The organism is Limosilactobacillus pulli (assembly GCF_947381555.1).
Taxonomy (GTDB): domain Bacteria; phylum Bacillota; class Bacilli; order Lactobacillales; family Lactobacillaceae; genus Limosilactobacillus; species Limosilactobacillus pulli.
This window is the reverse complement of sequence record NZ_CANCWQ010000006.1, coordinates 14,584-32,590: the sequence shown is the minus strand read 5'-3', so window position 1 is coordinate 32,590 and position 18,007 is coordinate 14,584. Positions and strand designations below refer to the sequence as shown.

The following is an 18,007-nucleotide window of genomic DNA, read 5'->3' as shown; positions in this document are numbered from 1 at the left end:
TAACGATAAATAATAATTTGATGAGGAGGGGACTGAACATGCTGTTAAATGATTTTGAATTTGCATTGATGGTTTCCTCATCATGGTCTTCCTTGATTTAGAAGGCCATATTTTGCGTTGGCCTTCGCGATAAGTGAGGTCAATTCAAATCCGGAACTGAATTTGAACGGCACTCACTTAATCAAGTGGGTGCTTTTTTTAGTTTAAGATTTGGAGGAATGACAATGACTGTCTATAATTTTGCTGCTGGTCCCGCTGTGCTGCCCAAAGAAGTCTTGAAAAAAGTCCAGGCTGAATTATTAGATTTCAACAATTCTGGCATGAGCATTATGGAAATCTCGCACCGTTCCAAGCTGTTCGTCGACGTTTATGAGGATGCCAAAGCACGCATCTACAAATTAATGAACCTGGATGATCAGGAATATGACGTTTTGTTCATGCAGGGCGGCGGTACCACGCAGTTTACGGCCGTACCATTGAATCTTGCCTATCAGCATCATCGCGCCGCCTATATCGATACTGGTCACTGGTCGGAACGCGCCGTTGAGGAAGCATGCTTGATCAAAGGCGTTCAGGCTGACGTTTTGGCCTCTTCTAAAGATCAGCACTACACCACGCTGCCAGAAGTACCAGCCATTCCCCAAGATACCTATGACTACGTACACATCACGACCAACAACACCATCATGGGTACGGCTTGGCAAAAACTGCCAGAAACTGACGGTACGCCGTTGGTTGGCGACCTTTCTTCCAACTTCTTAGGCCAAGACTACCCGTTTGAAAAATTCGATCTGATGTATGCCGGGGCGCAAAAGAATCTGGCTCCCGCTGGCGTCACGATCGTAATCTTGAAAAAATCGCTGCTGGGTCATGTCAAGGGACTGCCAAGCATGCTCGACTACACCAAGCAGGCCGCTAAAAAGTCCGCGCTCAACACGCCGCCTGTCTTCCAAATCTATGTTGCCGGGCTGGTTTTGAAATGGATCGATGAACAAGGTGGCGTTAAGGCCATGGACGCTCGCAACCGCAAGAAGGCCCAATTGCTGTACGACTGCCTGGATAACTCCAAGCTGTTCAAAAGCAATGTCGATCCTCGCTATCGTTCGCTCATGAACGTGCCATTCGTAACTGGTGACGCACAGCTGGATGCTAAATTCGTCAAAGAGGCCCAGGAACACGGTCTATTGAATCTAAAAGGTCACCGACTCGTTGGTGGCATGCGGGCAAGTATCTATAACGCCATGCCATATGATGGTGTTGTTGCTTTGTGTGACTTTGTACAGCAATTCGAAAAAGAAAATCGCTAGGAGGAATCTTTCATGTACCAGATCAAAACCTATAACGCTATTGCTCAAGCCGGACTTGATGAATTTACGGCTGACTACCAGATCAACAATCCCGAGGCTCAACCGGATGCCTACATGATTCGCAGCGTGGATCTGCATGATCATGAGTTTCCCAAGAGTCTGAAAGTCATCGCGCGCTGTGGGGCCGGTTTTAACAACATTCCCTTGGACAAGGCGCTGGCAAATGGTACGGTCGTCTTCAACACGCCTGGCGGCAATTCCAACGCCGTCAAGGAACTGGTCGTCGCCTCGATGATCATGGCCAGCCGGAACATCATCGCTGCCGTTCAATGGAGTGCCAATGCCAAGCCTGGTGCCGATATTACGCTGCGAACCGAAAAGCAGAAGACCAGCTTCAACGGGACTGAGCTCTTGGGCAAGCGCATCGCCGTCATTGGCATGGGGCACGTGGGCTCGCTGGTTGCCAATGCCGCCGTTGATCTGGGCATGGACGTCATCGGCTATGACCCTTATCTTTCCGTTGAATCGGCTTGGCAGCTGGAAAGTCAGGTCAAACGCGCGCAGACAATTGCCGATGCTATCAAAGGCGCCGATTTCGTAACAGTTCACGTTCCCAAAAATGAAGAAACCACTGGACTAATCGGCACGGAAGAATTAAAGCATTTCAAGCACGGCGCCGTTTTGCTCAACTACTCGCGACTGGGAATCGTTGACAATGCCGCCGCGGTCAAGGCCCTGGCTGATGGCACGCTAAAAAAGTATTACACTGACTTCAGCGAGGCTCAGATCCTGAATAATCCTGATATCGTCATCATGCCACATATCGGTGGCTCAACGGTCGAAGCTGAGGTCAAGTGTGCGCAGATCGCAGCTCACGAAATCATGACCTATCTGGAAACCGGCAACATTAAAAACTCGGTCAATCTGCCAGATGTGGCTGCCCCCTTTGCCAGTCCTGATCGTTTCACGCTGATTCACAAAAACATCCCGAACATGCTGGGGCAGATTTCGACGTTTATGGCCGATGAAGGCATCAACATTGAAAACCTGGTCAACCGTTCGCGCGGCAATTATGCCTATACGATGCTAGACGTTTCGAACCTCACGCCGGCAACCGCGCAAAAAGTGATTGACCGTTTAAGCCAAGTCGATGCCATCACCCGCGTCCGCTTGATTCATCACGACTAGTCCGCCCAATCAGCAGCCATAAGTTTAACCACTTATCTTAATTTATTTGCTCAATATCAAAAGACCACCCGCAAATTGGCGCTGGTGGTCTTTTTACATAATCTGATCTTTTAAATTGTTTTAATTATTCAAGCAGATGCTGCTCTTTGAGAATTTCTTCAATCCAAGTTCCCTTCAGCTTGCGCAGCGCGGTCTTGGCAGCCAGCTTTGGTACCGGCAGATCCATCTCCGGCAATGTCTTCTTGTCACTCAAGTAGTACAGGGCCCGCAGTTCTTGGCGGATGTCAAAGACGGAATCAAAGACTTCAGGAACGCCGCGATCAACGTTAAAGAGCGTGTAAACGGCTTCCATCGCGGTCCGAACCGAGTATTCCGTGGTAAAGACCGTGTCGCGAGTTGGTGATTCGGCAAAGTTGCCCAAGAAGGCCAGGTTTTGCGATCCCTTTGGCACGACTGCCGGCCGATCGCCTTTTTTGCGCAGCTGGAAGTAGCTGGTAACGTAAGGCATGTAGACAGGTACGGTATTGACGTCATTTTCGGCATAGCCTTCAATGTCATCAACCGGAACGCCCAGGTGGTAGAGCAATTCTTCAGTAATCTCTTTGCCTGAGCAGTCCACGACCCGTTTCTTGATGTAGTTGCCTTCCGTGTCGGAATAAAGCGCGTAGATCCAGACAACCGTTTCATCCGGATTTTGATCCTTAAAGTGCGGTTGTCTGTGAATCGTAAAGCTCAGCATCCAGTTCGAGTCGGTAACCGTGATGATCCCACCGGTGTTGACCTTGCCATCATAAAGACTGCGCTTGGTCAGCCGTTCAAAGTATGGCGCCAGCTTGCGATTCTTGAGCGTTGCCGTAGCTGAGATGAACCAGGCACGGTCAGGCACGTTCTTACAAAAGACATCGGGATGACCAAAATCGGCATCCTGATAGGAAAGATTCTCCCACAGCTTCCAACTTGGCCCTAAGCTGTGCGTGATCGGTGCCGGCGTGTTCTGATCGCCATAAGTTGAACTCTCAGTAATCGAGCCATTGGTAACAAAGACATAATCGTTGTCGGTCAAGACGATTTCTTCATCCTTGCCATCCTTAGTCAGCAGAATCTTTTTGGCAATCTTCTTGTCATTGCTGGTATCAACCAAAACATTGTTGACCACGATGTCGTATTGAATGTCGACATTGTGATCCTGTAGATATGCCAAGACCGGCTTAGTCATTGACTCATATTGGTTGTATTTGTTGAATTTCAAGGCACTCAGCGTTGGCAGCCCATCGATATGGTGAATGTAGCGCATGCAGTAGCGCCGCATTTCAATCAAAGAGTGCCACTTTTCAAAGGCAAACATAGTAGACCAGTACAGCCAGAAATTGGTGTCAAAGAACTCATCTGGGAACCAATCGCCAATCGTCTTGCCCTCTAACTCATCTTCTGAAGTCAAAACCAGCTTAACGATATATTTTGAAAACTTCTCGACGCCATACTTGCCATCGCTAGGTACCCGATCGCCGCGATTGTGAATCAAGCGGCAGTTTGACGAGTTGGGATCATCCTTGTCCAGCCAGTAATATTCATCCAGATAGGAAGCGCCTGGAATCTCAAGTGAAGGAATTGAGCGGTACATATCCCAAAGACATTCAAAGTGGTTTTCCATTTCACGACCGCCCCGAATGACATACCCAACGCCAGGACGTTTTTCGCCATCCAGTGAGCCACCCGCAACCGGCAGCTCTTCTAAGATGTGAATGTTTTCGCCAGGCATCTGAGCATCACGAATCATGAAGACGGCCGCTGCCAAGCCGGCCAGCCCCCCACCAATAATATAGGCGTGTTTTTGTTCGATTCCCTCAGGTTTGCGAGGACGTGCAAATGCTTCATAATTACCGTTGGAATAATACATAAAAACCCCTCCAGTGTAAAATAAACCTTGCGAAAGCGATAACATCAGTTCATACGTTTAGTATAGCGCTTACATAATATAGCGACAAGTTCAGATTACCAATCTGTCTATTGATGAATCAAATTAACTAAAATGTGTAAAAAAGTCGTCTAGAAAAGGATCTCAACCTTGCATTATCGCTGATGGACAACTGCATTTTTCTGTTTTTAGAGCAAGAAAGCACAGAACGAAGGTAAAATCCCACAGTTCTGTGCTTTCAAGTTTCAGCTTTTAAACTTACTAATAAATAATTTCTGCAAGGCCTCTACATAATTTATTGCATATCTTGAAGTTCTTCAGCATGGTCAGCAACTTTTTGATCTAAGTCATTATGCTCATCTATGAAATCATCGTAGCTTCCATGAATGTTAGTAGCATGATCTGAAAAATGTTTCATATCTAGATAAGCATCATGAATAGTTTCTTTATCACTTTCGGACGCATAACTATTTTTTTGAATTTTTTGGTCAGTTTTATGTAAGCTCTCCGTAGTTAGTACAATATTTTTAATATCTTCAGAGTGCTTATCTTCTATGCTCTCTATGGTTGCATCAACATCAAAATCATCATCAGAATTTTCAATGGCATCATTCCACTCATCTCCCTCTCTAGAAGATAAGTCTTCGACAGCTGCACCAAGACTGCTATAAAGGCCGATAAATCTTTCCTTTAAGAAAGTATAATCATTCTTAGGTGATGTTTTGACTATCGTGTAGTCAGAATCAGTATTTCCATTCTTTGATACTTTTACTGTTACCTTACCAGGATCTTCTATTTTAAAACTAAAGTATCCATCTTTATCTGTCTTTTGTGAATCAATTCGATACCCATCTTGATATGCATAAACTTTGGTATTTGGAGTTGCTACCCCCGAAACATAGGCATATTTTTTCCCCAATTTGACCGAATAATTGTCAGTGACAATATGAGCCGTATTATTCATAGCATAGTTACCTACACTAACAGCGATCAAACCCAGAATGGCTACAAAAACACCCAAACTATTTTTAACAGATAGTTTCCATACTTTCTTACTCTTCCAAAATACAGTAGTCAATATCCAAATTATGCCAATAATAATATATTCAATATATGGATATGAATAAGAACTGACTTCACCAACTCCACAAATAATCATAACAATACCAATTGCCCAGTCAGAAATATGCTTTTCTGCAATAACAGTTTTTTTAATTCCAATCAGTGCAATAATTAGCGATACGATTAAGGAAAGAATCCCTACTTCTCCAACATATATTGAGTCATTATCAGTTGCCAAGCCTATAACGAACATAACAACGGAAAGCACAACATTATACCAATTGTTATTAATAGCGTGCTTAAATTTGTCATTCTTCCCCCACTTACTAAGGCTCCAAATTATTAACTGTGTTAACAATAAGGCAGCGGCAAAAGCAACAAGGTTTTCACCTGAATAACGTAAATTAATCATAAGATTTCTTAAATCCTCCCAAATTTATCAATCTATACAAGATTACCATGTTTTTTTATTATTTTCTACAATCCAAGAAACATTAAGTTCACTTATTCCCCTGGTTATTTATAATTAACAATATCCTCTTTTTTAATATACTGACTGCTTTAATGATTCAGTCGAAAAATTAAATAGCAGTCGTGGTGTCTTACATAATTTTGAAAATTTGAGCGGTGTATCAACCAGTTTCGTAGTAAAAAATTCCCCACTTCATTTTTGAAGCAGGGAATTGAACTTCACCAATCCGATTTGACAAAGGCCCAAAATTGTCAAGTGTCTAGGTGTCCCAACTTTCCAATTTATGGTGATTACTAAAAACCCCAAAACCTATTAAATCAAGGCTTTGGGGTTTTAGTCAGTTTTAGATGTCTCTGAAAAAGGAGAGTACAGGATTTGAACCTGCGCGCCCGCTCAACACGGGTTCGCCGGATTTCGAGTCCGGTGCATTACCACTCTGCCAACTCTCCATAAGTCAACGCTAATCAGTATAGCGAATTTTTACAGATTTGACAAGAGTGATAAGTAATTATTTTTGAATTTCAGCCAGCCAATTCATAAAGCGCTCTTTTTGCGAGTTGGCAATCAGCCACCAGCAAAGTGCCAGCAACAAACCAGCCCAGACGTCACTAGCGTAGTGAACGTGTAGATAAACGCGTGAGTACATAATCAAAAAGATCCAGCCAGCTCCAATGATACCAATCAGTATCTTGACCCATCTCGATTTAAGCCGTGGCCATACCAATGCGAGCAGCGTTAAAACAAAAATTGCCGTGGCAAAGGTATGACCGCTAGGAAAACTATAGCCGCCAATCTTTTCTAACTGATGCGCCGGCCGCGACCGCATCACACTGCTCTTAAATGCAATCACCAACAAATAGCCCACAAACTGCATGGCACCATACCACATGCTGTCGCCTAGGCGCTTTTTCCACCATAAAATCAGCATCATTATCAGCGTTACCGGTCCTAGAAACTGTGGCGAGCCGAATGCGGTGATCAAAAGCATGACGCGAGTTTTCATAGCCGTGATTGGCATCGTTAAAGCAAAGCCAGCCTGGTCCATGGTTTTGATCTGGGAGTCATGACGCAAAACGGCAAACATGAAAGCCAGAAAAAACAAACCACAGACAACGCCAAAATCAATCCAACGCGACTTTTTCATAATCAAAATCCTCTCAAAACTATGCATCTAAATTAGTATTTTACTATTTTTCCATTCCTTTACCAATGTTTATTCTCGACCAGTCATTACTTCAGATTGCTTCTTTTGAGCCAAGCTGCTCAGACACGCCGGCAACGCTAATTTAACAGCCAATCATTGATCTTAGAAACATCCTGACTCGTCAAAAGAGCTTTGGCTGTTTTAAGATCAGTCTTTTCTATGCCTTTTCAATCAGACAGGCCACGCCCATGCCGCCACCGATGCACAGGCTGGCAATCCCAGTCTGTGCATCGAGATCATGCATTTCATGAATCAGCGTCACCAGAATTCGAGCTCCGGAACAGCCCACCGGATGCCCCAGCGCCAACGCACCGCCACGAGGGTTGACACGCTGTTCGTCCAGCTTGAGCCGTCGCAGACAGGCAACTGATTGTGAGGCAAAGGCTTCGTTGATTTCATACAGGTCAATATCATCACGGCTGATACCATTGTCCTTAAACAATTTTTCAATTGCGTAGGCTGGCCCTAATCCCATATAGGCCGGGTCAATACCAACCAGGGTCGCGGCTTGCCACTCGGCTAAAGGCTGCAGTCCATATTGTTTTACTGCCGATTCAGAAGCCAGCATCACGACTGCTGCCCCATCGTTAAGTCCCGAGGCATTCCCCGCCGTAACCGTTCCTTGACTGGTAAATGACGGCTTTAGCTTCTGCAGCGCTTCAAGTGAGGTATCCGCGCGCGGGGCCTCATCTTCTTTAACAATCACCGTGCCTTTGCGGGTTGGAACCTCGACTGGGACAATTTCACGATCAAACGCATGACTGGCTTGTGCCGCAACTGCTTTTTGATGACTGCGCAGGGCAAATTCATCTTGCGCTTGACGACTGATTTGATCAAGCTCAGCAACGTTTTCAGCGGTAATTCCCATTGGATAGTTGTTTTCAACGTCAATCAAGGCATCTTTTTGTAAAGCATCGATTAGTTGTCCATCCCCAAATCGATAGCCGCCACGAGCCTGATTTAAGATATAAGGCGCCCGCGACATGCTTTCCATCCCACCGGCGATCACAATCCGCGCTTGATTTGATTGAATCAGACTAGCTGCCAGATTAACGCTTGACAATCCAGAGCCGCAGACGTCATTAATCGTAATTGCGGGCGTGGCATAGTCCAACCCGGCTTTAACTGCGGCTTGACGAGCTGGATTCTGGCCAGCGCCAGCTTGAATTACGTTGCCCATTAAAACTTGATCAATCGCCTCTTTGGTCACGCCGCTGTCTTTGACGACGGCTTCGATTGCAACTGCGCCAAGCTCCACGGCAGAAACGGCCGCTAAAGACTTGCCAAATTTACCAATTGGCGTTCGCCGGGCAGCAACAATATATGTTTTTTCCATTAAGCTTCCCCCACCATATGAAATCTTGCAAACGTAACCTAGTTTATCGATTTTCGTTGTCCAGTGCAATTAATTGCCCCATTAATTAATGACCACCTTTTGCGCTGCGGTTTATCAATCGTAAATCATCAAAAAGGTGATTAATGATTGTCAATACCTGCTGAATATATGGTAAAGTTTTTACGAATATACGTGAGGTGATTAATATGTTTTGGATAATCGCAACCGGCTGTGTGCTGCTGGCCGTTTTAATGCCGATCTACTGGAAACGCCATCCAGAAATCAAGACCACGCCTAAGGGACTGCTGATCTTTAAATTGGCTGCCTGGGGCCTGGCTGCTATCATGATTGTCTGCGCACTTTTATTTGAGCAAAAATAATCAAACTGACATCCCGTTATCGGCAGCTTTCAGTAATATGAAAACAGTGCCATTGCAAGCTTAATCATCAGCCTGCCGTGGCACTGTTTTGGTTTTATCTTAGTTGCGTTTACGCAGTTCGGCCCGAATATTGGCCACGTCACTGGCTTTACCGGTAAAAATCAAGTGATCGCCCGGCTCGATCACCGTTGTCCCCCTTGGAATCAGCCACTGACTGCCACGACGAATCCGGCTGACCGTTATCTTGTCAATAAACGGCAATGCCTGCAACTGCTGGCCGGTATAGCGACGATTGCGAACCACGACTTCATAAAGGCCGGCTTCGGTACTGTTAAGCATCGTCATGATTGATGGCGATTCAATCAGCGCTCTTAAAACGCTCGTTTGGACGTTATAGACGTTAAAGATCTCAACGCCCAGTTTTTGCAGTTTGTTGCGCTGATCCTCATCCAGATTGCGCTGATTCTGACCGGCAATCACGCGGCTGACATGGTGTGCCTTAGCCAGTTTGGCCAGTCGGAAGTTTTTGGCATCGTCCAGATAGTCAATCGCCATGATGTCACAGTTAAAAAGCTTTTCTTTTTCCAGCGCTGCTTCACTTAGTTCCGGCAAATAGGTCAGGTTCTTGACTTCACTGTCGTAGGTCTTGTAGTTATCTTTACTGTCAGTTACCATGCGCACCTCATACCAGTTGCGTGACAGCTGTTGAGCCACTGGAACACTGAAAACGTTGGTCCCCAAAAAGACAACGCGCTGCTTGACTTTGTCTTCTGGAGCCAGTCGATAAACCGAGTTGAAAACGATTGGTGCAATAATGCAGACGATTACAGCCGCCAGCACAAAAGCATCTGACTGGGTACTGGTGATGGCATGCAGATTACGGGCAACTTGCAGCGTTGGTAAAACCAGCGTAATTGTCGTTACCAGCAAAAAACCGCCCGCAAAGGCATTACGACCATTAAAACGTTGTCTGAACACCAACATTGGGGTCAACTTTGCCAAAACAAAGCAGATTACCAGTACCGGAATCAGCGCCAGAGCATGCGGATTGACCAACAGCGTACGCAGATTCAATTTAACACCGGTCATCAAAAAGAAGATCGGAATAAAGAAGCCATAGCCGATTGACGTCAGCTTATCTTGCGTCGTCTCGCTTGGTTCCAGCAGCTTCATAACCATCCCGGCTAAAAAGGCTCCCAGGATATTTTCGGCCCCCACCGTTTCGGCCAGCGTTACCAGCGTAAAGATCAAGAAAAAGGCCAAACGAATATCCAGCTGCGTAGTCGCTTTGGTTACTTTGTTAAACCAGATAAAGGGCTGCTTGAACCGATTCAAGAGTACGATGGCTGCCAAAAACAGCAAAACGATCATCCACAATCGCCCAGCATTGCCACCATTGATCGAGGCATAGACCGTTAGCGAAAGCATCGGAATTACCTCACCCAAAACCGCTGTTAGTAAAATTGTCTGTCCCATGGGGCGGCTGAGAATCTCTTTTTCTTTCAGCGTTGCAATTACTACACCTAGCGCCACTGTTGAAAAGATAATCGTCGCCAGCAAAACGTCGCTGAACATCCCTGTCATCTTAAGGATCATTGCCAGTACAAACGCCGTCAGCATGATACCGGCAAACGATTCAATCGCCAAATTAACCGGTGACTGATGATCTCTTTTAACCCCCGGTTGTTTTTTGAACAGACTGAAATTAATTTCCATCCCGGACAAAAACATCAAGACAATCACACCCAGACTCGATAAAAAAGTCAGGTCACGGGTCTGCACCACTAGATTAAGGCCGCTCTTGCCCAAAATAATCCCAACGATGATTTCGGCGACTGCAGTTGGTACGCTGGCAACCTTAAAACGTGCCATCAATATTGGAATCAGCAAGGCTGAAAACATAATAATAAACATTGAAAGCTGTTCCATTATTTAATTTCCTCCACTTTTTGTTTAATTTTATTGATTACTTGGTTTAAAATAAATACATAAAGTTACAAAATCAAAATAAGGGGACCTGAATATGTCACAAAAACTCTCGGCATGTACCAGTATCTTGATTGGTAAAAAAGCCAGCCGCGATGGTTCGATCATGATCGGCCGCAATGAAGATGCCAAGGCAGCCTGGCCAAAGCGTCTGGTCGTCCATGCTCGTGGCGAGATGCCATCACAATTCATTTCCAAGGACACCAAGCTTGAGCTTACACTGCCCAAAATCAGCGCCCGCTATACGGCTACCCCAGAATGGACCGATAAATATGGCCTGTTTGAAGAAGCCGGCATCAATGAATACGGCGTAGCGATGAGTGCAACTGAAAGTGCCTATTCCAACGACCTGGTTTTAGGATACGATCCACTCGTTAAAGAAGGTTTGAACGAAGAAGCTATGGTTACCGTTGTTTTGCCATACGTCAAGACTGCGCGTGAAGGGGTTCAGCGTTTGGGTCAACTGGTGGCCAAATACGGCACCGGTGAAACCAATGGTATTTTGTTTGCCGATGATGACGAGGCTTGGTATCTGGAAACCGGGGCTGGTCACTACTGGGTTGCTCAGCGCATTCCCGATGACTGCTATGCCGTAGTTGCCAACCAACTGGCAATTCAAGAAATCGACTTTAACGACCCAGACAACTTTATGTACCATCCCGGTATTCAGGAATTCGTTGAAAAGAATCATCTGAATCCACACCCTGGCACCTTCAACTTCCGTCAGATCTTTGGTACGGCTGACCGCTCTGATGCCGTCTACAGCGAACCGCGCGTCTGGTATGGGCACCAAATGTTCAGTCCCAAAGTTGCTCAAAACGAACAGCCAGAAGACACCGAGCTGCCGTTTTTGATGAAGCCCGAACGTCAGCTTTCAATCTTTGATGCTCAGGCCTACCTTGGCTCACATTATGAGGGTACGCCATTTGATCCAATCGGTACTGGTTCTGAAGAAGAAAAGCACCGCTACCGTCCAATCAGTCTGGCCAAGACTCAAGAAGCCCACATTCTGCAGACGTCGCGGGCCTCTAAGAACAGCATTCACTGGATTGCCATGGGGGTTGCCAATGAATCAACGTTTGTGCCGTTCTTTAGCAACATCAATGACACGCCAGCTCCGTATAAGCGTGGCAAGCTGCCAGCTCAGCTCAATTCAGCATACTGGATCTTTAAGCATGCCAGCGTCTTGGTTGACAGTCATCTGCATGATTTTCTACCAATGCTCAGAGACGTGCAAAAAGACTGCAATGCCAAGGCAATTGCGATGATTCAAGCAACTGACGAAAAAGCAGCCAGTCTGGCAGGTGCCAAATTGACCAATTATTTGACGCGGCAGTCTGAAAACTTTGCTACCGACGTTTTGAATGCCTATCGTCAATTAAGTCTTGAATTGATCACCAAGATGACCGATTACTGTCCTTTGAATTTTAACACAGATGAAAATCTATAATCACTAATTCACTTAATCAATTGGTCAACCGCGATCTGCTCGCCGGTTGACCTTTTCTGATGTTTGAATGACGGCCAGATTACCAAGCTGGGACAATTCACCCGGGTATAGCAATTACTTTTTTATCAAGTCTAAATAGGCTAAAATAATTAAGTATGTTTAAAGGTGCTTTGCTGAATCCGTTTGGCTCGGCGCAACAATTTAAAGTGAGGTTTTTAACATGATCGGAATCTGGGCCAATGTTGGTGCAGTAGTCGTTGGGACGGCAATCGGCTGTTTTTTCAAGCAGTTTCTGCAAGAAAAATATATCGAGACCCTCTGGATTGCCCTGGGTTTTGCAGCTTTAGGCGTGGGACTGCAGTCGGTGATCAGCAATATGCCAAAGAGTCATTATCCTGTTTTGTTCATCATCAGTCTGGCAGTAGGCATTCCTTTAGGGACATACTGGCAATTAGATGACCGCTCTAACCACTGGCTCAGCACGCGCTTTACCTCCAAGCTTGGTGAAGGCGTGGCCACGGCAAGTTTTTTGGACTGCATTGGTGCTTTGGGAATCCTGGGGCCTGTCGTTGCCGCAACCAATGGCAATCAGACCATGCTTTATACCAACGCCATGCTGACGCTAGTATGCGGTATTATTTTTGGGACCGGCTTTGGCTGGGGCATGCTTTTGGAAACGCCAATTGTATTGATTTGGTTCGGTGGTATCTATTTGATCGCTAAATTTTTATCTGCCAGTTTCTTTTCGAATGCTTTTGTTGTGGAAGAATCGATCGTCGGCGGCTTTTTGATTGCGGCATCTGGTTTTTCACTCTTAAAGATCAAAGAGTTTAAAACCTTGGATATGTTGCCGTCCTTATTAGGTCCCTTGTTGTTCTTTTTATTTAAAAATATCTTGTAAAACATAAATAACGCTGTATTAAGCTTTCATCGAGCTTGACACAGCGTTATTTGTTACTTTTGATAGTTGTTTAGCAGAATGAGAACCAACCACAATGTGCGTAGTAAACGCGAGCTGTTCGGTGCATTGAAAATACTGGGTAGCAGCTGTAGCGGTAGTTGTAGCAGCTAAAGTAGTGAACTCGAACGACAACAATTACAACCACATTGGTGCAAGTTAGCACGGTTGGTGCAGTTGAGGCAGTAGCCGCTGTGGCAGCCGTAGCGGCGGTTGGCGCAGTAGCGGCAATGGCTGCCGTAGCCGCCGTCGCTGCCCGCGTACCGTCTCCTGGAATGCCAGGAATAATCGTCCAGCCATCGCCTGAAACCGAGTCGCCTTGAGCCTTAGTTGCCATCTTAGCAGTTGATGCGGTCGTCCCTTTTTGTGCGGTCTGGCCAAATGAAGCCGTTGAGCTGACCGCAGCCGGTGTCAGCGTGTCGGCAATCGCCTTACCGATAACGGTTTGCGATAAAATTAAAATGGCGGCTGGAATAACTGCATATTTGCAAAGCTTTGAGATCTTCATTACTTTCTTCCTTTCTTAATTCAGTTCCTGACGCAAAACGTTCACGATTCGCTCGGCAGCATGGCCGTCACCATAAGGATTTTGAGCTTTGGCCATCTGATCATAGCGTGCCGGATCATTCAAAAATGTATTAAGCCATTTTGAAATCTCTTTGGCATCCGTACCGACCAATTTGAGCGTACCGGCTGCAACGCCTTCTGGACGTTCAGTAGTATCACGCAAAACCAAGACCAGCTTCCCCAGAGAAGGTGCTTCTTCTTGAATGCCGCCGGAATCCGTCATGATCAGCCAGCTGCGAGCCGCTAAATTGTGAAAGTCGATAACGTTCAAAGGTGCAATCAGATGAACGCGATTATTATCATCAAACGCTTGATGAGCTGCCTTTTGAACATTGGGACTTAAATGAACCGGAAAAACAACTTCAACTTCAGGGTGGCTTAAAACAAAATCATTGATGGCATCAAAAGCTTCCTGCATCGGGGCTCCTTGATTCTCACGACGATGCATCGTTAAAAGAATCAACTTGGCATCCGGCTGAATCTGATCAAGAATCGGCATTTGCCATTGATCTTTGATGGTGTGAGCCAGCACGTCAATGGCGGTAGTGCCCGTTATGTATATCTGCTGGTCATTATGATGCTCTTTCAGCAGATTTTGCCGGCTCCGTTCGGTTGGTGCAAAATACCACTGTGCGATGGTATCAGTCAGCTGACGATTGATCTCTTCAGGAAAAGGATCATATTTTTCCCAGGTTCGCAGCCCTGCCTCAACGTGACCAACCGGAATCTGTTGATAAAAAGCCGCCAAGCTGGCAGCCAATGTCGTGGTCGTATCACCATGAACCAAAACGGCATCCGGCTTGATCTTTTGGAACAGCTGCTCCATTTGCAACAAGACGCTAACCGTAATTTTGGTTAACGTCTGCTGATCACTCATTAAATCTAAATCAAAAGCCGGCACAACATTAAAGGCCACGAGTACTTGATCCAGCATTTCACGGTACTGGGCAGTCACGACGACGATCGGTTCAAGATCCCTTGCTAGCTCTAGTGCTTTAATTACCGGAACCATTTTGATTGCTTCGGGACGGGTCCCCAAAATCACCATGATTCGTTTCTTACTCATAAAAATCATTCCTAATTCATCTTTCAATTGAAAAGCTTTTTAACCTAAATAAACTTTCATTAATTTAATTTTATTTTAATATATGCGAATAATCTATCTCATTAGATGAATATATACACACAGTTGCCATTAAATAAGTTCAATTTAGCAACACCACAAATCAGAAATTAAATAACTCATTTTGCTTAAATAAGTCCTTAAACCACGAATCTTTAAACATAAAATAAAAAAAGCACCTGGAAAATCCAGATGCTTAATTAAATATTTCGTTTAGTATAATAAGTGTTTCTTAATTCTTAGTGTCACGGCAGAGTACTGATCGTCTGCTTTTTTGCATGCAATGAAGTCAATTGCAATGAGCTGCTGGTTGTCTGCGCAATCGCGGACTGATCCGACTGGACGGTCCATGTTCGATCGGCACTGCGAACATAGCTTTCTCCTGATGGCATGTCTTCTAGATCCATCTGTAAGCGATGGTGGCGAACCACATAATGGGATCCATTTTGCTCAAAGGCTGCTTGATAGGCATTACGATGGTTCAATATCTTGAGCAGCTGTTTTCGATTATCGACTCTGATGTACTCACCACGATAACGACCAGTGCCAAAAACGACGTACCGATAGTCATCCGGTGTGCTGGTCAGTTTTTCTTGATCCGCCGCCGTTTGATATCGATAGACGCGGTTGACCAATGGATGAAACTGCAAAAAGCGATAGTGGCGATACCCCCAAAATGACATTACCAAAACCACCAGCAGCAACGTTACGATTTCGACAAAATGCTTTTGCCTTTGCATTTTTATCCCCCTGTTTAAAAAGTGCCCGACTTAATGCAAGCCGTCTGCACGTATATCTACGATAACCTTTGGCAAAGCAAATTTGCAAATATTATTTTACTGATTTTGTAATGACGAGTCGTGACTGGTCTTTTTAGCTTTCGGATTGATTGCGTTTTGCTGATCACTATCCAAAAGATATTCCTCAATCAGGCGAATGATCTGGCGATTTTGTGGTAAAGACGAGTGCTGAGCCTTACTGCCGGTCACCGTCATTTCAGTATAGTGCTTAACCTGCTTTTGATAAATATAGCGACCAGCCCGCACACTGCCCAGTTTTACGATCCCATCTTCAGTATAGGTATCGGCACCCGAAACCGAGTAGACATCCAGACTTGATGGCAGCTTGTTTTTATGCTTCAAAAAATAAGTATACATCTGCGTTGGATTCTTAGTTGAGCTTTCATTAAGGTTAAATGGCGATCCCACCGTCATCAAGCGTTTGATCTTTACGTAGTCGGAATACTGTGAATAGTATTTTTCCAGCCACAGTGTCCAAATCAGGCCGCCGTTGGAATGGCCAAATGCTTTAAAGTTATTGAACTTATATTGATCAATCAGTTCGCTAAAGGCCGCATCAAACATCTTGGCCTGCTTTTTGATGTTGTCATAGCCATCATGATTGTTTTGAAAACCAACCACGATGATTGGTTCATTGTCACCTTGGCTGATCTTACCCGTATAGGTGATCTTACCATCGTTATAGACCTCCATTTTCAACAGGCTATGCTTATGACTGGTGTCTTTATTGAGCAGCGTGACCATCTGATCAAAACGATTCTTGGTCGCTGAGCTGCCAGGAATCATAATAACGGGCGACATCCGAGCCTTGCTGCGCTGTGCCAGGTAGTGGTTGGTATCTTTCATCCAAAAATAAGCCGGAAACGCCAGCATGATCAGCAGGATTGTGACGACTGCCAATAAGCGTACGCTGCGGCGGCGCTCCTTATCATTGATAATCAGCATGATGCCACCGCCTTTTCTCGCTGAGTTTTTAATTCTACATCCAAGGCCAAACGTACGAACGGAATATATAACCAGACGTCAAAGACTAAGAGAACCAATGAAAACAGCAGAATCTCCCAATCACCATTGGAACCGATAAACGCCGCTAATGGACCTGGTGTCCCCATTGGCAATGGATATGGCGTTACCGGAATTAAATGCAGTAAGATTGCCAAAGCTCCCAGTAACAGGTTGGCAATTGGCAGCAATAGATATGGCAGCAAAAAGATTGGATTCAAGATTACCGGCAGACCAATCATCAAGCCATAGCTGCTGTTAAACAAAACCGGCACTAGATTCCAACGGGCCAGTCGCTGCACCTCGGGCTGATGACCAACGATGATCAAGGCAATTACCAGCGCCAGAATTACGCCATCACCGCCAAAGTTGGCAAATGAACTGTAGAGCGTGGATGCCAGATACTTATAAGGAACGTTCCAACCCGAACCGTGCTGCAATGCATAGTTTAGATTAGCTGCAGCAGCTCCGGTAAGTCCCTGCGCTGCCGTATTAATGCTTGGTCCGCCGATACCAAACCAACTCAGCAAAAGCGAGACGATGATCAATGGAATCGCTACCCACAGTGACTGGTTGCCCTGACCAAAGTTTTCCAGCCAGGTATAGACCAGGTTCAGCCAGGTACTTAGCGTCATCCAATTAAACAAGGCTCCCACGATGGCACCAATCGTCAGACAGAAAAACAATGGCTTCAGCGCATTCAAGACCCGCTGCTGCATTTTTTCAAGCGTTTCAATCGTCTGTTCGCCTGGTTCACCGCTCTTACCCAGCCAGCGATAAACCTGACCCACGCCATAGCCGACAATCAAGGCAAATAAAACACTGCGGACACTCAAGAGATTCCAGTCAAACGAGATTATGCTATCATTAGTGGCACGAACATAGCGAAAAGCCACCAACAGCATGGTTACAAACCCAGTCATCCCGGCCATCGGTGCATCACAATGATAAAGCTTGGCAGTATAACGGGCCGCGGCATAGGCTGCCATAACGCCAAACATTCCAAACGTCACCTTAACCAGTCCATATGTAAAAGCGGTCGCACCATTCCAAAGCCAGTCCGGCATCAGGTCACCTAGATTGGCAATGTTATAAAAAAAACTGTCCGTTGCAAAAAATGCTTTTTTCAGCATAACTGCCAGTGCCCCAACATACGCAATTGGAAACAACAGCATCAACGTCTGCCGCGTAATTTTGATAAATGAGCGCTGATTAAATCGGACCACCCATTTGATTAATCTATTTGGCATTTGCTTC

The 18,007-nt window shown here is 45.5% G+C and carries 15 protein-coding genes and 1 tRNA gene; 5 read left to right on the top strand and 11 right to left on the bottom strand.

The window, feature by feature from the left end; translation table 11 throughout:
• Positions 1 to 224: 224 nt before the first annotated feature.
• Entirely contained in the window at positions 225 to 1,307 is a 1,083-nt protein-coding gene (serC, locus tag QOS03_RS03115; protein ID WP_283575304.1) for a 3-phosphoserine/phosphohydroxythreonine transaminase, read from the top strand.
• A 12-nt stretch (positions 1,308 to 1,319) separates the two neighbouring features.
• Complete coding sequence (locus QOS03_RS03110; RefSeq protein ID WP_283575303.1) at positions 1,320 to 2,495, top strand: phosphoglycerate dehydrogenase; 1,176 nt, start codon at positions 1,320 to 1,322, stop codon at positions 2,493 to 2,495.
• Between the two features lie 124 nt (positions 2,496 to 2,619).
• Here QOS03_RS03110 and QOS03_RS03105 read toward each other — a convergent pair whose 3' ends face one another.
• The 5 genes from QOS03_RS03105 to QOS03_RS03085 all read right to left on the bottom strand — a co-directional run bounded on the left by QOS03_RS03105 (position 2,620) and on the right by QOS03_RS03085 (position 8,484).
• Complete coding sequence (locus QOS03_RS03105) at positions 2,620 to 4,392, bottom strand: oleate hydratase (RefSeq protein WP_283575302.1); 1,773 nt, start codon at positions 4,390 to 4,392, stop codon at positions 2,620 to 2,622.
• Between the two features lie 313 nt (positions 4,393 to 4,705).
• Positions 4,706 to 5,884, bottom strand: a complete 1,179-nt coding sequence (locus QOS03_RS03100) for an APC family permease (RefSeq protein ID WP_283575301.1) — start codon at positions 5,882 to 5,884, stop codon at positions 4,706 to 4,708.
• Between the two features lie 420 nt (positions 5,885 to 6,304).
• Positions 6,305 to 6,393, bottom strand: a tRNA-Ser gene (locus tag QOS03_RS03095).
• A gap of 59 nt (positions 6,394 to 6,452) precedes the next feature.
• Positions 6,453 to 7,088 carry a phosphatase PAP2 family protein gene (locus QOS03_RS03090; RefSeq protein ID WP_283575300.1) on the bottom strand — a complete coding sequence of 212 codons (636 nt, stop codon included), beginning with the start codon at positions 7,086 to 7,088 and terminating at the stop codon, positions 6,453 to 6,455.
• A gap of 217 nt (positions 7,089 to 7,305) precedes the next feature.
• Positions 7,306 to 8,484, bottom strand: a complete 1,179-nt coding sequence (locus QOS03_RS03085) for a thiolase family protein (protein WP_283575299.1) — start codon at positions 8,482 to 8,484, stop codon at positions 7,306 to 7,308.
• Positions 8,485 to 8,690: 206 nt separating this feature from the next.
• On the opposite strand from QOS03_RS03085, the gene QOS03_RS03080 reads away from it, so the two are divergent.
• Positions 8,691 to 8,864, top strand: a complete 174-nt coding sequence (locus QOS03_RS03080) for a hypothetical protein (protein ID WP_169461406.1) — start codon at positions 8,691 to 8,693, stop codon at positions 8,862 to 8,864.
• Positions 8,865 to 8,963: 99 nt separating this feature from the next.
• On the opposite strand, the gene QOS03_RS03075 is transcribed toward QOS03_RS03080, so the two are convergent.
• A complete protein-coding gene (locus QOS03_RS03075) occupies positions 8,964 to 10,793 on the bottom strand; it encodes a monovalent cation:proton antiporter family protein (RefSeq protein ID WP_283575298.1) in 1,830 nt (609 codons plus the stop codon).
• A gap of 94 nt (positions 10,794 to 10,887) precedes the next feature.
• On the opposite strand from QOS03_RS03075, the gene QOS03_RS03070 reads away from it, so the two are divergent.
• Together QOS03_RS03070 and QOS03_RS03065 are read left to right on the top strand one after the other, a co-directional pair.
• Complete coding sequence (locus QOS03_RS03070) at positions 10,888 to 12,300, top strand: C69 family dipeptidase (RefSeq protein WP_283575297.1); 1,413 nt, start codon at positions 10,888 to 10,890, stop codon at positions 12,298 to 12,300.
• 220 nt (positions 12,301 to 12,520) lie between these two features.
• The gene (locus QOS03_RS03065) at positions 12,521 to 13,201 is read left to right on the top strand and encodes a DUF554 domain-containing protein (protein ID WP_006499931.1); all 681 of its coding nucleotides are present in this window, start codon (positions 12,521 to 12,523) and stop codon (positions 13,199 to 13,201) included.
• 70 nt (positions 13,202 to 13,271) lie between these two features.
• On the opposite strand, the gene QOS03_RS03060 is transcribed toward QOS03_RS03065, so the two are convergent.
• The 5 genes from QOS03_RS03060 to QOS03_RS03040 all read right to left on the bottom strand — a co-directional run bounded on the left by QOS03_RS03060 (position 13,272) and on the right by QOS03_RS03040 (position 18,000).
• Positions 13,272 to 13,766, bottom strand: a complete 495-nt coding sequence (locus QOS03_RS03060; RefSeq protein WP_283575296.1) for a hypothetical protein — start codon at positions 13,764 to 13,766, stop codon at positions 13,272 to 13,274.
• Positions 13,767 to 13,781: 15 nt separating this feature from the next.
• The gene (gene wecB, locus QOS03_RS03055; RefSeq protein WP_283575295.1) at positions 13,782 to 14,891 is read right to left on the bottom strand and encodes a non-hydrolyzing UDP-N-acetylglucosamine 2-epimerase; all 1,110 of its coding nucleotides are present in this window, start codon (positions 14,889 to 14,891) and stop codon (positions 13,782 to 13,784) included.
• Between the two features lie 302 nt (positions 14,892 to 15,193).
• A complete protein-coding gene (locus tag QOS03_RS03050; protein WP_283575294.1) occupies positions 15,194 to 15,688 on the bottom strand; it encodes a hypothetical protein in 495 nt (164 codons plus the stop codon).
• A 96-nt stretch (positions 15,689 to 15,784) separates the two neighbouring features.
• Positions 15,785 to 16,693, bottom strand: a complete 909-nt coding sequence (locus tag QOS03_RS03045; RefSeq protein WP_272209359.1) for an alpha/beta hydrolase — start codon at positions 16,691 to 16,693, stop codon at positions 15,785 to 15,787.
• Entirely contained in the window at positions 16,687 to 18,000 is a 1,314-nt protein-coding gene (locus QOS03_RS03040; RefSeq protein WP_283575293.1) for a PTS transporter subunit EIIC, read from the bottom strand. Before QOS03_RS03040 ends, QOS03_RS03045 begins: the two co-directional genes overlap by 7 nt.
• Positions 18,001 to 18,007 lie beyond the last annotated feature (7 nt).